We start from the raw sequence: 17,858 nt of genomic DNA, 5'->3' as shown, positions 1-17,858 counted from the left end.
ATCGGGAGAGCCAATTGTCTGAGCAGGAAGGGAGTAAAACGGGAGGTGTTGGCCGTCGCGTGAAGGGAACGCGTGCACCGGCGGCGACAAGAACGCCCCGTTCACGTCGGAAAACCACAGCTGCGAAAGCCCTGACGACATCTTCGGGAACGACCTCTCGTAGCCGGAAGACCGCTGCGCCGCCGGTCGAAATCACGGCCACTTCGCCGGATCGTTTCATCAACCGTGAACTCTCCTGGCTTGCCTTCAACCAGCGCGTGGTCGAGGAAGCGGACAATCCCCGCAACCCACTGCTTGAACGCCTGCGCTTTCTTTCCATCAGCGCTAGCAATCTCGATGAATTCTATTCCGTGCGCGTCGCCGGACTTGTCGGGCAGGTGCGCGAAGGACTTATTTCCCTCTCGCCGGACGGCCTCACGCCCGCGCTCCAGCTTGCCGCGGTCCGTGAACGCTGCGTGCGCCTGTTCAGCGAGCAGCAGCGTATCTGGATTCACCTGCGGGGGCTTCTCGAGGAAGCCGGTGTAACGCTGTGTGGTCTGGAGCAACTCGACGACGCGGATCACGCGTGGCTTTCTGACTATTTCATGGACCGCGTGTTTCCGGTCCTGACGCCACTGGCCGTCGATCCCGCGCACCCGCTGCCGTTCATTCCGAACATGGGGCTGGCGCTTGGCCTGCGGCTGGTTTCGGAGGAAACCGGCCTGTTCGTCATGAACGGGCTGATCCTGCTGCCAGCGCAGGTTGACCGGTTCGTCCGCCTGCCGTCACCTCCGGGCAAGCCGCCAGCCGTCCGATTCGTGCTGCTGGAGCATCTCATCATTCTCTGCATCGACCGGCTCTATCCGGGGCTGGCCGTGGAGGAAGGCGGCATGGTGCGCGTCATTCGTGACACCGATGTCGAGTTCGAGGACGAAGCGGAGGATCTGGTCCGGTCTTACGAGACGGCCCTGAAACAGCGTCGGCGCGGCGTGGTCATCCATGTGGACATGGAGGAACGGGTTCCCCGTGAACTGGCTGACGCCATCGTCGATGAACTGGACCTGCCACCTGAGGAAGTATCCGTTCATTCCGGTATGATCGGTGTGGTCGATCTGAAACAGATGATCGTCGATGACCGTCCCGATCTGCTGTTCCCTCCTTACACACCACGCTTTCCGGAGCGGATCGTGGATTATGGCGGGGACTGTTTCGCGGCGATCCGGGCGAAAGACCTGATCGTCCATCACCCGTTCGAAAGTTTCGACGTGGTGGTGCAGTTCCTGCGGCAGGCTGCGCTCGACCCGAACGTGATCGCCATCAAGCAGACGCTCTATCGCACGTCGCGCGACAGCCCGATCGTGAAAGCGCTGATCGAGGCCGCCGAGGCTGGCAAGTCGGTCACGGCCATGGTCGAGCTTCGTGCCCGCTTCGATGAAGAAGCGAACATCCGTCTGTCCCGTGCGCTCGAAGCGGCGGGCGTCCAGGTCGTGTTCGGTTTCTCCGACCTCAAGACACATGCCAAGCTGAGTCTTGTCGTGCGCAGGGAAGGCGGGACGGTCCGGTCCTACGCGCATTTCGGAACAGGTAACTACCATCCGATCACGGCCAAGATTTACACGGATCTCTCCTTCTTCACCTGCAATCCGCAACTGGTCCGCGATTCGGCGCGGCTGTTCAACTATGTCACCGGCTATGCGATGCCAGCGAAGATGGAGGCCATCGCCTTCTCGCCGCTGACATGTCGCAAGACGCTCAAGGATCTCATCGACGCGGAGATCGAGCATGTTCGTCAGGGGCGGCCGGGTCAGATCTGGCTGAAGATGAATGCGCTTGTGGATCCGAAGCTGATCGACAAGCTGTACGAGGCATCCTGCGCAGGCGTGAAGATCATGGGCGTCGTGCGCGGCATGTGCTGCCTGCGTCCGGGTGTGCCGGGCCTGTCCGAGAATATCCGCATCAAGTCGATTGTAGGACGTTTCCTCGAACATGCGCGCATCTATGCGTTCGGCAACGGCCATCGCCTGCCATCGCGTTCTGCCAAGGTGTTCATCTCCTCAGCCGACTGGATGACCCGCAACATGGACTGGCGTGTCGAGAGCCTGGTCCCGATCACCAATCCGACGGTGCACGCGCAGGTTCTCGACCAGATCATGGTCACGGACCTCAAGGACAATCTCCAGTCATGGATTCTGGAGAAGAACGGCGTATGGCGACGGCTCGATCCGGGCACCAAGCCTTTCTCGGCGCATGAGTGGTTCATGACGCACCCGTCCCTGTCGGGGAGAGGGTCTGCGGCTCTCGATATTACCGGTCGCGCCGCACAGCCGCCCCGTGACCGGCTTCTTGACGACTGAGCTGTCTTCCATTTTGCGGATTTTCCGGAATCTTCCTATAAAACAGGGAAGATTCCGGAGACCCGTAATGACCGCAGAGATTCATACGTTTGGTGACGATGCCCTGACCGCAGCCGTTTCAGCGCAGGGCGCGGAGCTTGTAGCACTGCGATTGTCTGATGGCGCCGACGTTCTGTGGGATGCTGGTTCAGCCTGGCAGCGTCATTCGCCCGTGCTGTTCCCCATTGTCGGTCGGCTGCCAAGGGATGAGGCGACGATCGACGGCAAGAATTACCGTATGACCCAGCATGGGTTCGCGCGAGACCGGGCGTTTCGCTGGGTGGAACGCAAGCCGGCTGGCTGTGTGCTGGAGCTGGAAGCGGACGAACAGTCCCTGAAGATATTTCCGTTCCGGTTCCGGCTCTGGCTGGCCTATCAGATCGCCGATGGTGAACTGACCGTCACCTATACACTGCGAAACATGGAGGAGGGCAGGGCGCTACCTGCCTCGCTTGGTGCGCATCCGGCCTTCCGCTGGCCTCTCCATGACGGGGACCGGCGTGAAGACTACAGCCTGCTCTTTGAGGAAGCGGAGCCGGAACCGATCCGTCGCCTTGAAAAGGGACTGCTCGATCCTGCCGCACGCGCCACACCGGTTGAAGGGCGAAAGCTCGCGCTGCGCGACGATCTGTTCCACGAAGACGCTATCATTTTCGATCGTATCAGGAGCCGGTCCGTTGTGTTCGGACGACCGGGCCACACTGGCCTGCGCCTGTCATGGCACGGCTTTCCGGAGCTTGGCGTGTGGACAAAACCCGGCGCCCATTTCCTGTGCATCGAGCCGTGGCAGGGATATGCCACGCCGCACGGTTTTTCAGGCGAGTTCCGGGACAAGCCGGGGCTGGTGCATGTTGAGCCGCATCAGGAATGGACCGCCCACTGGTCGGTGAAAGCGGTTCCGGCTTGAAGAAGGCGAAGCCTGCAAAAAAGAGCGGAAAGCAGACCAAACGCTTCCGTTGGGGGCGATTGGCGGGCGGTCTGTTTCTTGCGGCGGCAGTGACCAGCGCAGGCGCGGTCGGCGCAGGATGGTGGCGATACACGATGCCGGGACCTCTGCCCGAAGCCACGGCGCTGGTCATTCCGCACGGGGGGTACGCCAGTACCATTGCCGCGCTCCAGCAGGGGCAGGCGCTTTCTACGGATGCGGTCGATACGTTCGTCTTTCGCGCCGCAATTCCCCTGACGCACAGGGAAGGCCAACTCCATGCGGCGGAGCTGCTCTTTCCCGCTCATGCGTCGATGCGGGATATCTTGTCGGTCCTGCGCCACGGTCGGCCCGTCCTGCATCCGCTCACCATTCCGGAAGGGCTGACAGCAAGCCAGATTCTGACAATCATCAGTGCGGCTCCCTTTCTGAAAGGCACGGCTGAAGAGTTGGGCGAAGGGGAAGTGTTGCCTGAAACCTATCGCTATCTCCGCGATACGGATCGGGTGGCCCTGACAGAGCGGATGAAGCACGCCATGCGTCGCGAAGTCGATGCGATATGGCAGGGACGGGACCAGACCATCCCGCTTACGGATCCGGCCCAGCTTGTGACGCTGGCTTCGATTGTCGAGAAAGAAACGGGTCTCCCGGACGAGCGGCCGCATATTGCGCGGGTCTTTCTCAACCGGCTGAAACTTGGAATGAAGCTTCAGTCAGATCCGACCACCATCTTTGCCTTGAACAATGGAGCCGGAGCCTTGGGTCGACCGCTTACGCACAGCGATCTGATGACCCCAAGCCCTTACAACACCTACATGGTGACGGGCCTGCCGCCGGGACCGATCTGTTCGCCGGGTGGGGCGGCTTTACAGGCCGTGGCGCATCCTGCGCCGGGCGACGATCTCTATTTCGTGGCGACAGGCAATGGTGGTCATAATTTCGCGGGCTCGCTGGATGAGCACAACCGCAATGTCGCCGCCTTGCGCAAGATGCAGGATGGTGTCTCCGGGGGCGCCCCGTCACCCTGACGGGAACCGGGCACCTCAGGAGTCAGGCTGGCGATCAGTAGCCGTGAGATTTTGCGGCGGAGAGCGACTGGGATTTGATCGGCGCCAGAGACTGGCTCTGGACTCCGCTCGCACTGCTGACGACGGGCGCGCTGTTGTAGGGCGTCAGCTGTGCTTCGCCACTGGCGGTCGTGCCTGCACCGGTGCTCGCGCTTCCGACCGTCGACGTGGCTGTTGCCGCCGCACCTGCAGCCGTATTGTAGCGCGTCAGGATCTCCCGCAATGGGTCCGCGCCAGCGTTGTTTACCCGCATTGAGATGACGATTTCTGTAGGCCCGACGATCTGGTTGTAATAAGCCCGGTTGGCGTCACTATCGACCGTCAGCTTAGAGCCACCCAGTGAAACCCCGGCAAACAGACCTTCCGATTTCTGGATCGCCATGATGTCGGTGTTCGACCGGCCCGCCGTGCCGCTTTCAATGCCGCTGCCCATTGTCGCGAATGAGGCCGCCGCGTTCGCCCCGAACTGAAACTGGCTGTCCAGAAGCGCCTGCAACCCACGATCCGTCATCACGAAAAACATCATTTCCGATGACTGGACGCCAAACTGCAAGCCGACGGAACCACCGCTCAGCCGGTAGAAAGCCGGGTCTGACCAGGAGCCGCGTGCATCACGGGAGAGCAGCAGACAGCCACCATTCGAACCACCGATGCCGATCGACATATGGAAGATCGACGGGCAGACCATCACGGCGCGGGATTTGGCAAGGTAACGATAGACGCGGTCGCTTGTCTTTGCGCCGGTGAAAATGTCCTGAACTGCCAGCGTGGCCTTGTCGACAAGTGTCTGCTCCGTGCCGCTATCGGCATGGCTGGCCGAAGCAAAGCCGGAAATTCCCAGAAAAACGGTGGAAGAAAGAAATAACCGGGTCAGGCGGCGCACCCGCATGCGAGTCTCCTGTCATGAAGGTGATGGTGAGGCAGAATTGCCGGAATGTGTGGCCCAAGCATGGCGAAGCTCATGCGTGAGCGCAAATTTAGCATGGCACGAAAAAGAAAGATCTTATTTAAGCGGAAGCGGGACACCATTCACCGTCAGTATGCCGCCTTCCCAGTTTACGTCCCATGTGTTGCTGCCACTGCTCTTGTGACTGACAAGACGGGCGATAATCAGTGCCGCCGCGATCTTCGTCTGGGAATCCTGCCGGGCCTTGTCGATCAGGCTGCTCAGATCCTTTATTTCCATATGACCGCTCGCCGAGGCACTGCTGTTTTGCCCTGTCAGCGTCGCCCGGCCATTTCCCGACAGTTCCACCGTGTCGCGTTTCGCAGTCAGGGAATGGATTGTGACATGCACGGCAGGCAGTTGCGCGAGTTTGCCGGCAGTGGACGCCATGAGACCGGCAAGTTCGTCGGCCGGAAGCGAGAAAACCGCCTGCGCGGATTGCGGGATCATAGAAGGCGCCTCGACACCGCTCGTGGTCACTCCCGTCATCGAGAGGGAAGCCCCGGCATCGGAGCCTTGCCTGCTGATCGCAAGGGACGTCGTTGCCAGTGCGATCCGAAGGGTCGCATGCCGCGCGGAAACGTTGCTCCATGAAACATTCAGCCCATGACCTGCCTGGAGAGCGGCTTCGGCGGCGTTGCCTTCATTCTCCAGCCATTGCGAGCAGGCCGCATTGTGATGCCCAACCAGTGCTGCAAGCAGGAGTACCGAAGACGCATCGGCAAGTCCGGTCGCTGATTCGCCCGCGCCACTGAGCGTTTCATGCGTCGCTGTCAGTGTGCCCCCATTGCCCGGAAACGTCACAACGACGTGATCGAACGCAGCGCCGTTGTCCGCACCATCATGGTGAATGCTCGCGCAGCCGGCCGGGACCGTGGCTGCGTGGAGCGAGGAAGCCCCGGAAAGCGTCATGGCACAGCCCAGAATGGCTGTTGCCACGCGGTGGGGGCGGCTGAAGCGCCGGGGGGAGTGAATGGCTAAGTGTTTCATACGGGCATAAAAGTGGCCCAACTGGTCTTTCTGCGCAATGCGTTGCAGGGCAAGACAGTCAACAGTCGGAATGCCGATTCCTTTTCGCACTGGAAACGCCTTGATGCTCAAGCCGGACCCGTTTCTTCTCAGCTTGCTGGCGACGCTTGGTATCGCGACGCTCGCACCCTGTCATGGTGCGGCGGTGCCGGTCTTCCAGACTCTGGCCATCGCCCTGATCGCCCTGATGTTTTTCCTGCAAGGGGCGCGGCTGTCACGGGCGGCAGTCATCAGCGGCCTCACCGCATGGAAGCTGCACCTGACCATTCTTGGGTGCACGTTCGTGCTGTTTCCTCTGCTTGGTCTCGGCCTGCACGCCCTGGTACCCGGTCTGCTGCTGCCGGATGTCTGGACGGGGATTCTGTTTCTGTGCTGCCTGCCATCGACGGTGCAGTCCTCCATCGCCTTTACATCCATAGCACGCGGCAATGTCCCTGCCGCCGTCTGTTCGGCAACAGCCTCCAACATTCTCGGCATTTTCATCACACCGGTTCTTGTCGGGATCGTGCTGGCGAAACAGGGAGCCCAGTCCGGCGGTGCGCTCAACATCGTCCTGCAACTTCTGCTGCCGTTTGTGCTGGGACAAATCCTCCAGCCGTGGATCGGTGGCTGGGCGCAGCGACACAAGAAACTTCTGTCCTTTTCCGACCGCGGGTCGATTCTGGTGGTCGTTTACACCGCGTTCAGTGAGGCGATCGTGCAGGGGCTGTGGCATCGTCTGCCGCTGACGGAGGTCGCCCTCATTGCGCTTGTAGATAGCGTTCTGCTCGCATGTGTCCTTGTCATCACGGCTTTTGGTAGCCGTGGTCTGGGTTATTCACGCGAAGACGAAATCGCGATCGTTTTCTGTGGGTCCAAAAAGACGCTGGCGTCCGGTGTGCCGATGGCGAACGTGCTGTTTCCAGCCTCGACCGTCGGGCTCGTGGTTCTGCCCTTGATGATCTATCACCAGATTCAGCTCTTCGTATGCGCCGTCATGGCGCAACGGTTTGCGCGCACTGCCGTAAAAGAGGCTTCAGGAAACCTGAAAGAGGGATGACAGTCCGGCACCCTGCTGCCGGATTGCCAGATTGTTTTCCGGTCCTGAAATCCACAGGGCGGCGTCCATCAGCTTGTGAAGAACGGGTTCGTCATGAACGCCGGTCAGGGTCAGCCCTTCGATCATAAGGGATGGGACGCCGTTAATTCCCGCTTTCTGCGCCTTGATCTGGCCTGACGTGACGGTTCCCGCCAGCGTCTGGCCCGAAAGGAAATGCAGGGCCAGATCACGGTCGAACCCATGACGTTCGGCAATGTCGGCCAGCACCACGGGTTCGGCGATATTGGAACCATCCCTGAAAAACGCCTCGAAGATTCCCAGAATGAGAGGCGTACAGTTGCCGCGTGATGATGCCCATTCCACGAGACGGTGAGCATTCAGCGTTGCAGGGACTCGCGTGATGCGGTCGAAACGGATGAGGCTGTCGAATTGTCGGGCATGCGTTTCGATGAGAACAAGCAGGCGCTCAATCCGTTCGTCGGTGCCATGCAGCGCTCGCAGGTAGGTGCGAAAATCCATGCCATCCGTCGTAAGGGACGGATTGAGCAGGAATGGTCGCCACCGATAGACAACGTCCACGTCCTGACGGCTGTCGAACACACTCACCGTCCGGTTGACGCCCATGCAGCACCACGGGCAGACGAAATCGAAGACGACTTCGACGCACATCCCTGATCTGGCGGGCGCGAGCATGTTCATACCCGTTATCTTAGAGAAACAGGATGGAAATAGCCCACTTTGATTCGTCGTTTCGGGAAAATTTTTGGCCGGAACAGCCTGTGTGCGATCCGGCCTTTTATTTTCAGGTCTGGCTTTGTGTCATTCCCCCTTCAGGGAAGGTTCCGTCAGAAGGGGCAAATAAACTCGTCAGGGGTTCTTTTGGCCAGAAAGTCTCCCCGATCTCCCGTTGGACTGACTGAAGCTCATACTGCATCCAGTCGTTGAACTCATGCAGGCCACGCAGAATGATCTGGGAAGCGGTCTGGTTTTCCAGAACGGCACAAAGATGCTCGACACGTTCGAGAATACGGGAAGAGGGAAGCAACCGGTAATCGCGCCGAAGCTGGGTGAGGCAATTATGCAGCAGGCGCAGGTTGGTGGTCAGTGAACGGGGAAACGCGGCGCTTTGCAGCAGGAAACCGACGATGCTGGACGGACGGATATCACCCGCCATGACGCGCCGGTAGGCATGATATCCGGCAGCGGACCGCAAAAGAGCCGACCATTGGCTTATGTCCACTTCCGACCCTACTCCGGCGTCGGAGGGCAGAAGGGTATGATATTTTATGTCGATCAGCCGGGTGATCTGGTCGGCGCGCTCGATATGACGCCCGATATTGTAAAAAACAGAGGCTTGATCGCGGTAGAGCGTTCCTTCCGTGATCCCCGTGTGGGTCTGGCACGCTTCCTTGATACGGGAACAGAGGGTCGAAATCTCACTCGGGCGGATGTCGGCAGCACGCAGGTCGCGGATGAAATTGGTGAATACGTTGAGCTGCGCCCACATTTCCACTGAAATGATCGGGCGCAGGGAGCGTGCATTCTCACGGGCCGCATGGGCAAGCGACACGATGGAGGTAGGGTTCTCCCGGTCGATCACATAAAATGCGATGACCCGTTCAGCCGTCGCTTTTGCATGGGCCTTGAAGAACCGATCTTCATCCGCGTTGATCTGGATAATGGCTTGCCAGCCGTCTGCCGCTCCGGAGCGCACGAACGTCTCAGTGATGTCGATGATGCGCGCTAGATTCTCGATGCGTTCCATGTAACGCGCCAGCCAGGTGGCGCATTCGGCATAGCGGGACAGAAGGGGCTGGGGAGGGAGTGTTGCGATGGGATCAACGGTAATGGTCATGATGCCAGCACCCATGTGTCCTTGGAGCCGCCGCCCTGCGACGAATTGACGACAAGCGAACCGCGTTTGAGGGCTACCCGCGAAAGGCCACCCGGCAGCACCCACGTGCTTTTTCCTGTGACCGCAAAGGGCCGCAGATCGACATGGCGTGATTCCAGACCCGTTTCGCATAGGGTGGGGGAGACCGAGAGCTGCACGACGGGCTGGCTGATGTAATTTGCCGGATCGGCTTCTAGCTTGCGCCGGAAATCTGCCAGTTCCTCGCGGGTGGCATGAGGACCGATGATAAGGCCGTAGCCACCTGATTCACCGACGGGCTTCACCACCAGCTTGTCCAGATTGTTCAGCGTGTAGGCCAGCCCCTCCCGTTCACCGCAGATATGGGTTTCCACATTGGAAAGGATCGGTTCTTCCGACAGGTAATAACGGATGAGCCTCGGCATGTAGGCATAGACGGCCTTGTCATCCGCGACGCCTGTACCGATGGCATTGGCGATGGTGACATTGCCTTTTCGATAGGCTCTCAGCAGTCCCGGCACACCGAGCATGCTTGAGGGATCGAAGGCTTCCGGATCGAGGAAATCATCGTTCAGGCGGCGATAGATCGAGTGAACCGGCCGCAGACCACCGGTGGTGCGCATATAAACACGGTCATTCTCCGTGACGAGGTCACGGCCCTCGACCAGCGGCACGCCCATTTCACGCGCGAGAAAGACATGCTCGAAATAGGCGGAATTGTAGATGCCGGGGGAAAGCAGCACCACCTGCGGGTTGTCCACCCCTGTCGGAGCCACCTGCGCCAGCGCGTCGTGAAGCCTCATCCCATATTCATCGACGGGCATGAGGTCGATCCCGGCGACGACATCGGGCATCACGCGCAGGGTGGTGTGGCGGTTTTCGATGACATAAGAGACGCCCGAGGGCGTGCGACCGTTATCTTCAAGCACGAGGAAGCGTCCGGTGTCGTCCCTGACGAGATCGGTGCCGTTGATGTGGACATACGTTCCCCCCGGCACATCCAGCCCGATCATTGCCTCGCAGAAATTGGAGTTTCCCACGACCAGTTCACGCGGGATGATCCCGTCTTTCAGGGCCTTCTGGTCGTGGTAGATATCCCACAGGAACATGTTGAGCGCTGCGACCCGCTGCTTCACGCCCGCTTCGACATGCTGCCATTCAGCCTGCGTCAGAATGCGGGGAATGAGATCGAACGGCAGGATGCGGTCGATGGCATCCCGCTCCGAATAAACCGTGAACGTGATCCCGAGGTTGTAAAGTTCCTGCTCCGCCTGTGCGGCGCGTTTGCGGAGGTCGTCGAGGGGGAGGGCGTTCAGTCTTTCAAGAATGAGTTCAATTCTTGGGTCGGGCGGTGCACCGCTGTTCGTGAGTTCGCAGAAAAAGGGCCCGTTCCTGTAAGCGGAAAACAGCCCTTCCGGGGACTGGGCAGCGCTTGCTGGCGGGGGAAATCCGGTCTGTCCGTGCGGGTGATGGACCATTAGTGCTCCTGACCGATTTTCTCCCTCAAAACGCTGTCAGCAGGGAGAAGTTCGTTACACAAGAGCAAGAAAATCCTGTGTCGCCAAGCCCAAAAAGAGGCCGGTTCATGCGCTTTGCGCATATGACTTTAATTGATTGTTAATTTTAGCGCTTCACAGTCTGCCGACGGACGCAAATGTCGGAAAAAGCCGACTGATGGAGGTCTCGCATGTCTGGATTGAGCGGTGTTTCACCGGTCGTAACTTATCTGACGTCTCTCAAGGACGAGAGCAAGACAGCGGCACAATATGCCGAGACCGATGCAACAGTCACCAACGACGTGTCTAATTTCGAAAAAGACGCCGTCAAGATCACGTCCGCCAGCGATCTCATGAAAAATTACAAGGCGCTCGCCGTCGTGCTGGGTGCCTATGGTCTTGGCTCATTGCAGAATTCGACTGCGCTCGTGAAGGATCTTCTCACACAGGATCCCACTTCATCCACCTCTGTGGCTGCCAAGTCGGGAAATTCGGCATGGGTCGCTTTTGCGAAGGCTTTTTCGGTCTGGAGCGAAAGCGGCTCCTCATCCTCCACGACATCCCCTTTTGCAGATCAGTCGACAGTTGATTCGATCGTTTCGAAATACGAGGAAAAATCTTACGAAACGTCGCTGGAAAATTCGACCAGCACGTCCGGCGTCGGTAATGCCCTGTATTTTACCAGAACGATGACAAGCGCCACGACGCTGAATGATATCATGGCTGATCCGACGCTTCTGAAAGTTGTTGAAACGGTAAGTGGGTATAATCCGACGCAGTTCGGCGTTCTTGATTACGACGAGCAGAAACGGCTGCTTGAGAAAACGGTAAAGCTTTCGGATTTTTCTTCTGCCGAGAAAATCCAGAATTATGCGGAACGTTATCTGACCACGTTGCAGTTCGATCCGCAGACCGTCACTAAATCGGCCACGCTTCTTTCATTGTATGGCTCCGATGGGTCGAGCGATCCGATTCTCACCCTCTTTGGTGCCACCGCCACCGGAACATCCCTCATCAGTTCCCTGTTTGGCTAAGAGAACGGTTCTGGCGGAGTAATGTGTTTCTGACTCGAAGAGGTTTTGGTCGTCCATCAGGAAAGGGAGGCCAGAAATTCTTCAAGTGCGGTTTCAACCTCATCCGGAGCTTCCTCTGGCAGGAAATGCTCTGCGTCGATGGCTTTGCCAGTAACCGGCGCGGTTGAAACGGTGCTCCAAAGGGAAGGCGGTTCATACCATCCGCCCAGTCGTCCCTTTGCACCCCACAAAACCATAATTGGGCAGGTGATGCCCGTGTGAGCAGAGGGCTGGGGGTTGGCGATTTCCCCATGCCATATGCACGACGCAAGATAATCGTCGATCGCTTCCGGTGCGAAAATGCTGTCATTCCGAGCCGTGTCGACGGTGGAAATATCGGTCGGGACGGGGAACAGGTTTGCTTCCGGTTTGTGATGAAGTTGCCCGAACCAGCAGGTTTTATACTGAGCAAGAGAATGGGCCATATCGTCCCGACCGGAGTGATCCAGAAAGGGCAGCGCTTCCAGAAGAGCAAGACCTCGCACCCGGTGAGGTGCCTCCTTCGCCATCTGACAGGCGATATAAGCGCCATAATCGTGACCCGCTATGACAAGGCTTTCATGCCCCCATCGGGCCGCCAGTTCGAGCAGATCGAGCGCTTGCTGGGCAACAGGGCGTTCCGGGTGAAGATCCGGACAGATGACACTGAAATTCCGAGCCAGTCGCGGCGCTATCTTGTGCCACATGACATGGGTTTCGGGACGACCATGCAGCAACATGAGGGCTGGCCCGTTTCCGGCTTCACGGACGCGATAAGGCAGACCGTTCAGAGTCTCGTTCAGCAGCGTGAAATCTTCGAACAGCATAAGCTCCCATTTCCTGGACTGACAGATGAGCGTGTTAGCTCCCCGCTTTGTCTTCAGAAAACATTTTCTTCGAGTTGACTCTGCGGGAAAAGAGATTTGTCTGCTCATCGCTTCGGGAGACCGATGACGAAAGAGAATGGCAGTCGCGAGAGTGTGACGCGGCGTCGGTGAGGAAGTTGCATGACGGATGACAAACAATTTTCATCTCTCGATCCTCAGGGTGAGGAATGGGAGACGCTGCGTGCCGAAGGTCACCGGATGCTCGACATGATGGTGGATAACCTCATGATCCTTCGGCAGCAGCCTGTCTGGCAACCCACGCCCGAGACAGTCCGGCAGCGTTTCCGTTCCGCCCCGGTGCCGAAAAATGGTGGTTCTCTAGAGGATTTTACCGCCGCATTTCAGCAGGATGTGCTGCCTTATGGAGTCGGCAACCGGCACCCGGGTTTCATGGGGTGGGTGCACGGTGGCGGGACTGCGCCGGGGATGCTCGCAGAGATGCTGGCAGCTGGCCTCAATGCCAATCTGGGCGGCCGGGACCATGCTCCCGTCGAGGTCGAGCGGATGGTTATCCGCTGGGCTGCCACTCTCATGGGGTTTCCAGAAACGGCCTCCGGTCTCTTTGTCACCGGCTCTTCGCTGGCAAATTTCATTGCCGTTATCGTCGCCAGCCGTGCCGTCAAAGATGGGCTGGCGTTGCGCCGGAGTGGCGTCGGGGGGCGTCCTCTGGTCGGATATGCCGCCAGAAGCGCGCATGGCTGCATAAGTCGCGCATTCGATCTGGCAGGGCTTGGTTCAGACGCTCTGAGACTGGTCCCTCTGGATGGCGCGTTCCGGATGGATATTGCGGCTCTGCAGAATATGATCACCGCTGATCGGAGTGCCGGTTTCCAGCCGTTCATGGTCGTCGGAACGGCGGGAACGGTGGACGTTGGAGCCATTGATCCTCTGGCCGACATTGCCACCATCGCGGAAGCCGAAGGGCTCTGGTTCCATGTCGATGGCGCTTTTGGCGCAATGGCCGCACTTTCCCCGTACTATCGTCCCGCTCTGGCTGCGCTGGAAAAAGCTGACAGCCTGGCGTTCGATTTCCACAAATGGGCTCAGGTTCCCTACGATGCCGGCTGCGTCATTGTCCGTGATCCCATCAGACATGCAGCCGCCTTCGCTCAGACCCTGTCCTATCTGTCGCGGGAAGATCGTGGGCTTGCGGCTGGCGCACCGTGGTTCTGCGATCTGGGGCCGGATCTTTCGCGGGGTTTTCGGGCGCTGAAAGTCTGGGCGACCCTTTCGGTCTATGGCACGCGCGAACTTGGCCGGATGGTCGATCATTGCTGCGCCGTCGCTCGCCATCTCGCTCAGCGTGTTGAGCGGGAGCCTGACCTTGAACTGATGGCCCCCGTGACGCTCGATATCGTGTGTTTCCGTCTCCGCTCGCCAGATCTCACAAATGAGGAACTGGATACGCTGAACGCGGAGGTTGTGAAGGACGTGCAGGAATCCGGCATCGCGGCACCTTCGACCACCCGCATCAATGAACGGCTGGTGGTTCGGGCGGCCATCGTGAATCATCGGACCGTCAATGACGATGTGGACCGGATGGTTGACGCGGTTCTGATGTTTGCCCGACAGCGCGGCCTACGCAGCGCGTGAGCGCGATCCTCGCCTGCCGTCTTCATCAAACAGTTCGGACAGCTTCTTCATCATCGTGCCGCCCAGTTCTTCCGCGTCGGTGATGGTCACGGCGCGATGATAATAGCGTGTCACGTCATGACCGATGCCGATGGCGATGAGTTCGATATCGCTCCGGCTCTCCAGGGAGGCGATAACCTCCCTCAGATGGTCTTCCAGATAAGAACTGGGGTTGGCTGACAGGGTGCTGTCATCGACTGGCGCGCCATCCGAGATCACCATCAGGATGCGCCGTTGTTCCGGCCGGGCACGCAGGCGTCTGGCAGCCCAGATCAGGGCTTCGCCGTCGATGTTTTCCTTGAGCAGCCCTTCGCGCAGCATCAGGCCAAGATTACGGCGTGCCCGGCGAAGCGGCGTGTCGGCGGATTTGTAGATGATATGCCGCAGATCGTTCAGGCGACCGGGATTCTTCGGCTTGCCGTCCGTGGTCCACTTTTCGCGGCTTTGGCCGCCTTTCCACGCACGGGTGGTGAAGCCAAGGATCTCGACCTTCACGCCGCAGCGTTCCAGCGTGCGGGCGAGGATATCGCCGCACATGGCGGCTACCGAAATAGGCCTCCCACGCATCGAGCCTGAATTGTCGATCAGCAGCGTGACCGCCGTGTCCCGGAATTCCGTCTCGCTTTCCTGCTTGTAGGACAGCGAGAGCGTGGGGTTAACGACAATGCGGGAAAGACGCCCGGCGTCGAGAATTCCTTCCTCAAGGTCGAAGTTCCATGCCCGGGTCTGCTGCGCCAGAAGCTTCCGCTGCAAACGGTTGGCAAGCCGGGAAATGACCCCGGTGAGGGTCGCAAGCTGCTGGTCCAGTTGCTGGCGCAGGCGGGTCAGTTCATCCTCATCGCACAGATCTTCCGCCGCCGTCTCTTCATCGAACGCGGTCGTATAAGCGTGATAGCCCGCAGCCGTATTGCCGGGTGTGCCAGCGCCCCCTTCGTTCGGGCCGGAGGGATCGCCCGTGCCGTCCGCATCGCCTGCTTCCGTTTCCGACGAGTCATCGGGTTCGCCAGGATCACCCGTGCTGTCCATGAGCTGCGGTTCTTCGGCGCCCTGATCTTCATCCATCTCGCCCGAAGGCGGCTGCTCTTCCGGAGAGGTAGGGGGTTCCTCCGCCCCATCTTCCGGGCTGGAGGCATCCTCTTCACCGTTCTCGTCCTCCTCCGGAGACTCGTCCTCAAGTTCGACCAGAGAACAGGCCGCCATCAGTTTGCGGGAAGCACGGGAATAGGCGGTCTGATCGTTCTGCGCGGCCGACAGGGCATCAAGAGCCTTTTGCGCTTCCGGAGACAGGGAGCGCGCCCAGTCTTCCAGCAGCGGGCGAACCATTCCGGGCACTGGGCGGTCACTGAGTTTCTGCCGCGCGAGCAGACCAAGGGCGAGCGCCGTCGGCAACTGCTCCTTGCTCGTCATGTAAGGAACGCCAGCGTCCTGACAATCCTGCTCCAGCTTGCGGTCGAGATTTGCCGCCACCCCGAGCATGTGACGGGAGCCAACAGCTTCTATGCGTGCCTGTTCAAGGGCGTCGTATACGGATCGCGCCGCGCCATCGTCCGGCTGATGCGTGCGATGGAAGTCTGCATCATGATGACGGAGCTTCAGTGCCTCGGCATCGGCGGCGCCTCGGATACGTCCCGTTTCGTCTTCCGTGGCATGGCGCGAAAGCTGCGGAAGCCGGATGGGAATATCCTGATCGAGAGGACCGGCGGGCATGTTGCCCGCATGGAACGTGACCGTAGTGTCGGTGCGCCCACCCATGGCGCGAATGGCTCCGATCGTCGCTCGACGGAACGCTTCGGCCCGGTCGGCCGCTTCATTCACGGGAGGTGTCGTCTGCGAAGAGCGGGGACGCTCGGCCATGTCCGGTCTCTCTTTTCGATCAGTTCTTGCGCTTGCCCATCGGGTCTGCGTTGAAGCAGCGCTGGTAATACTCCGCCACCATGCTGCGCTCGGCTTCATCGCACTTGTTCAGGAACGTAACGCGGAAGGCGAAAGCAAGGTCACCGAAAATGCGCAGGTTCTCCGCCCAGGCGATGACGGTGCGGGGCGACATGACGGTTGAGATGTCACCGGCCATGAAACCGGAGCGGGTCAGGCCGGCGAGGGCCACCATGTTGTCGATGGTCTGACGCATCTTCTTGTCGTCAGGGGCGATCCCGAGTTTGGAGACGACGATCGCCACTTCCTGTTCGTGTGGCAGGTAGTTCAGGGAGGTGACGATGTTCCAGCGATCCATCTGCCCCTGATTGATCTGCTGCGTGCCGTGATACAGGCCCGTCGTGTCACCGAGGCCGACCGTGTTGGCGGTCGCAAACAGGCGGAAAAACGGGTTGGGGTGGATGACGCGATTCTGGTCGAGGAGCGTCAGGTTGCCGTCCACTTCCAGCACTCGCTGGATGACGAACATCACGTCCGGGCGGCCGGCATCATATTCATCGAACACAAGGGCACAGGGGTGCTGGAGGCACCACGGGAGCAGCCCTTCGCGGAATTCGGTCACCTGCTGACCGTCCTTCAGGACGATGGCGTCCTTGCCGATCAGGTCGATGCGCGAAACGTGGCTGTCGAGGTTGATGCGCACGCAGGGCCAGTTCAGCCGCGCGGCGATCTGCTCGATGTGGGATGATTTCCCGGTGCCGTGGAAGCCCTGCACCATGACGCGGCGGTTGAAGGTGAAACCGGCGAGGATGGCCAGAGTCGTATCGTGATCGAATCGATAGCTCGTATCGATCTCCGGCACATGCTCGGTGCGGATCGAGAAGGCCGGGACTTCCAGATCACTGTCGATTCCGAAAACCTTGCGGGCGGAGACCTTCAGATCGGGCGCCGATAGTGCAGATGTAGGGACCAGTTCTTCGGTCTCAGCGGTCATGATGTGTCCGTTCGTTAATGTGCATCGATATCGTGGCGTCGTGACCCTGCCACGCTCAGGCGGATTTTTCGAGATTGCTATCCACGTTCGATGCAAAATGGGCGCGAATGGCCGAGTAGGCTACGTTAATGACTTTCAGACGTTCCTCGGCGTGGCGGTCGCCATTGTTCCTGTCTGGATGATTTCGTTTCGCCAGCATTTTATAGCGCGTTTTCACCTCATCAAGAGAGACGGGCCAGCGCAAACCCATCGTGACGAGCGGCTCCCGGAGGGGCTCGGGGGTTTGCGGTTCGCGGGCCTTGCGATGTCGACGTGCGCGGTCGGCACGAGATGCATTGAGGATGTCCAGCGGATCGAGAACGTCTTCCTCGCTGAATCCCTTCGCGCCCACATGGCCCATTTTCCAGGAAGGGCGGTCCCACGATATATCGGCACGCAGGTGAGCCTCAATCTGCGCGGAACTCATTCCCTTATAGTAATCCCATCGCGCGTTGTACTCACGAATATGTTCGAGGCAGAACCAGAAATACTCGTTCAGCGTGGTCCGCGAGCGGGGAGCGCGATACCCCGCGTCTTTTCCGCAGCCGGGGGCATCACAGCACTGCCTCGGCGCATCCGGGTCCGGGTCAAAAGCCCGGTGGCGTGTGTTTCGTCTGCTCATGCAGCCTGTTATG

Annotated in this window: 15 protein-coding genes; 6 read left to right on the top strand and 9 right to left on the bottom strand. The window is 59.5% G+C overall.

The features are described 5' to 3' along the window. Nucleotides 1–59: 59 nt before the first annotated feature. From GOB81_RS03275 to mltG, 3 genes are all read left to right on the top strand, one after another. Entirely contained in the window at nt 60–2,333 is a 2,274-nt protein-coding gene (locus GOB81_RS03275; protein ID WP_408736897.1) for an RNA degradosome polyphosphate kinase, read from the top strand. 67 nt (nt 2,334–2,400) lie between these two features. Then, the gene (locus GOB81_RS03270) at nt 2,401–3,279 is read left to right on the top strand and encodes an aldose 1-epimerase family protein (protein ID WP_173568924.1); all 879 of its coding nucleotides are present in this window, start codon (nt 2,401–2,403) and stop codon (nt 3,277–3,279) included. Continuing rightward, nucleotides 3,240–4,325: an endolytic transglycosylase MltG gene (gene mltG, locus GOB81_RS03265; protein WP_173568923.1), complete on the top strand. Its 1,086-nt coding sequence runs from the start codon at nt 3,240–3,242 to the stop codon at nt 4,323–4,325. The genes GOB81_RS03270 and mltG overlap by 40 nt, the downstream gene beginning before the upstream one ends. 34 nt (nt 4,326–4,359) lie before the next feature. Here the strand turns inward: mltG and GOB81_RS03260 are convergent, their stop codons facing one another. Further along, nucleotides 4,360–5,253, bottom strand: a complete 894-nt coding sequence (locus tag GOB81_RS03260) for a lipid-binding SYLF domain-containing protein (RefSeq protein ID WP_173568922.1) — start codon at nt 5,251–5,253, stop codon at nt 4,360–4,362. 114 nt (nt 5,254–5,367) lie between these two features. Continuing rightward, entirely contained in the window at nt 5,368–6,411 is a 1,044-nt protein-coding gene (locus GOB81_RS03255; RefSeq protein WP_242010014.1) for a hypothetical protein, read from the bottom strand. On the opposite strand from GOB81_RS03255, the gene GOB81_RS03250 reads away from it, so the two are divergent. Beyond that, nucleotides 6,404–7,378 carry a bile acid:sodium symporter family protein gene (locus GOB81_RS03250; RefSeq protein ID WP_173568921.1) on the top strand — a complete coding sequence of 325 codons (975 nt, stop codon included), beginning with the start codon at nt 6,404–6,406 and terminating at the stop codon, nt 7,376–7,378. The two genes, GOB81_RS03255 and GOB81_RS03250, sit on opposite strands and share 8 nt — an antisense overlap. Here GOB81_RS03250 and GOB81_RS03245 read toward each other — a convergent pair. From GOB81_RS03245 to GOB81_RS03235, 3 genes are all read right to left on the bottom strand, one after another. Next, entirely contained in the window at nt 7,355–8,077 is a 723-nt protein-coding gene (locus tag GOB81_RS03245; protein ID WP_173568920.1) for a DsbA family oxidoreductase, read from the bottom strand. The genes GOB81_RS03250 and GOB81_RS03245 overlap by 24 nt on opposite strands. Before the next feature lie 103 nt (nt 8,078–8,180). Next, entirely contained in the window at nt 8,181–9,248 is a 1,068-nt protein-coding gene (locus tag GOB81_RS03240) for an alpha-E domain-containing protein (RefSeq protein WP_173568919.1), read from the bottom strand. After that, nucleotides 9,230–10,729: a circularly permuted type 2 ATP-grasp protein gene (locus GOB81_RS03235; protein WP_173568918.1), complete on the bottom strand. Its 1,500-nt coding sequence runs from the start codon at nt 10,727–10,729 to the stop codon at nt 9,230–9,232. The genes GOB81_RS03240 and GOB81_RS03235 overlap by 19 nt, the downstream gene beginning before the upstream one ends. A gap of 209 nt (nt 10,730–10,938) precedes the next feature. On the opposite strand from GOB81_RS03235, the gene GOB81_RS03230 reads away from it, so the two are divergent. After that, nucleotides 10,939–11,781 (top strand): DUF1217 domain-containing protein, encoded by an 843-nt coding sequence (locus GOB81_RS03230; RefSeq protein ID WP_173568917.1) that lies wholly within the window; start codon nt 10,939–10,941, stop codon nt 11,779–11,781. A 56-nt stretch (nt 11,782–11,837) separates the two neighbouring features. Here GOB81_RS03230 and GOB81_RS03225 read toward each other — a convergent pair whose 3' ends face one another. Beyond that, the gene (locus GOB81_RS03225; protein WP_173568916.1) at nt 11,838–12,626 is read right to left on the bottom strand and encodes an alpha/beta fold hydrolase; all 789 of its coding nucleotides are present in this window, start codon (nt 12,624–12,626) and stop codon (nt 11,838–11,840) included. Between the two features lie 180 nt (nt 12,627–12,806). Here GOB81_RS03225 and GOB81_RS03220 point away from each other — a divergent pair, with 180 nt between their 5' ends. After that, the gene (locus GOB81_RS03220; protein WP_173568915.1) at nt 12,807–14,279 is read left to right on the top strand and encodes a pyridoxal phosphate-dependent decarboxylase family protein; all 1,473 of its coding nucleotides are present in this window, start codon (nt 12,807–12,809) and stop codon (nt 14,277–14,279) included. On the opposite strand, the gene GOB81_RS03215 is transcribed toward GOB81_RS03220, so the two are convergent. Genes GOB81_RS03215 through GOB81_RS03205 form a run of 3 tightly spaced genes read right to left on the bottom strand, consistent with a single transcriptional unit; the run spans nt 14,265 to nt 17,845 of the window. Continuing rightward, nucleotides 14,265–16,172 carry a cobaltochelatase CobT-related protein gene (locus GOB81_RS03215; protein ID WP_173568914.1) on the bottom strand — a complete coding sequence of 636 codons (1,908 nt, stop codon included), beginning with the start codon at nt 16,170–16,172 and terminating at the stop codon, nt 14,265–14,267. The two genes, GOB81_RS03220 and GOB81_RS03215, sit on opposite strands and share 15 nt — an antisense overlap. A 19-nt stretch (nt 16,173–16,191) precedes the next feature. Next, entirely contained in the window at nt 16,192–17,184 is a 993-nt protein-coding gene (gene cobS / locus GOB81_RS03210) for a cobaltochelatase subunit CobS (RefSeq protein WP_173568913.1), read from the bottom strand. 55 nt (nt 17,185–17,239) lie between these two features. Next, nucleotides 17,240–17,845, bottom strand: coding sequence for a J domain-containing protein (locus GOB81_RS03205; RefSeq protein WP_173568912.1), 606 nt, complete (start codon nt 17,843–17,845; stop codon nt 17,240–17,242). Between the last annotated feature and the right edge of the window lie 13 nt (nt 17,846–17,858).

The sequence above is a fragment of the Acetobacter conturbans genome (assembly GCF_011516755.1).
Taxonomy (GTDB): Bacteria; Pseudomonadota; Alphaproteobacteria; order Acetobacterales; family Acetobacteraceae; genus Acetobacter; species Acetobacter conturbans.
Note: the sequence above shows the minus strand (reverse complement) of the source record. Positions and strands in the feature narration are given on the sequence as shown.

Bases quoted from the DNA above. Each gene is read 5' to 3' on its own strand.
- GOB81_RS03270 (WP_173568924.1), top strand. From the start codon at position 2,401: ATGACCGCAGAGATTCATACGTTTGGTGACGATGCCCTGACCGCAGCC.
- mltG (WP_173568923.1), top strand. From the start codon at position 3,240: ATGGACCGCCCACTGGTCGGTGAAAGCGGTTCCGGCTTGAAGAAGGCG.
- GOB81_RS03260 (WP_173568922.1), bottom strand. From the start codon at position 5,253: ATGCGGGTGCGCCGCCTGACCCGGTTATTTCTTTCTTCCACCGTTTTT.
- GOB81_RS03250 (WP_173568921.1), top strand. From the start codon at position 6,404: ATGCTCAAGCCGGACCCGTTTCTTCTCAGCTTGCTGGCGACGCTTGGT.
- GOB81_RS03245 (WP_173568920.1), bottom strand. From the start codon at position 8,077: ATGAACATGCTCGCGCCCGCCAGATCAGGGATGTGCGTCGAAGTCGTC.
- GOB81_RS03240 (WP_173568919.1), bottom strand. From the start codon at position 9,248: ATGGGTGCTGGCATCATGACCATTACCGTTGATCCCATCGCAACACTC.
- GOB81_RS03235 (WP_173568918.1), bottom strand. From the start codon at position 10,729: ATGGTCCATCACCCGCACGGACAGACCGGATTTCCCCCGCCAGCAAGC.
- GOB81_RS03230 (WP_173568917.1), top strand. From the start codon at position 10,939: ATGTCTGGATTGAGCGGTGTTTCACCGGTCGTAACTTATCTGACGTCT.
- GOB81_RS03225 (WP_173568916.1), bottom strand. From the start codon at position 12,626: ATGCTGTTCGAAGATTTCACGCTGCTGAACGAGACTCTGAACGGTCTG.
- GOB81_RS03220 (WP_173568915.1), top strand. From the start codon at position 12,807: ATGACGGATGACAAACAATTTTCATCTCTCGATCCTCAGGGTGAGGAA.
- GOB81_RS03215 (WP_173568914.1), bottom strand. From the start codon at position 16,172: ATGGCCGAGCGTCCCCGCTCTTCGCAGACGACACCTCCCGTGAATGAA.
- cobS (WP_173568913.1), bottom strand. From the start codon at position 17,184: ATGACCGCTGAGACCGAAGAACTGGTCCCTACATCTGCACTATCGGCG.
- GOB81_RS03205 (WP_173568912.1), bottom strand. From the start codon at position 17,845: ATGAGCAGACGAAACACACGCCACCGGGCTTTTGACCCGGACCCGGAT.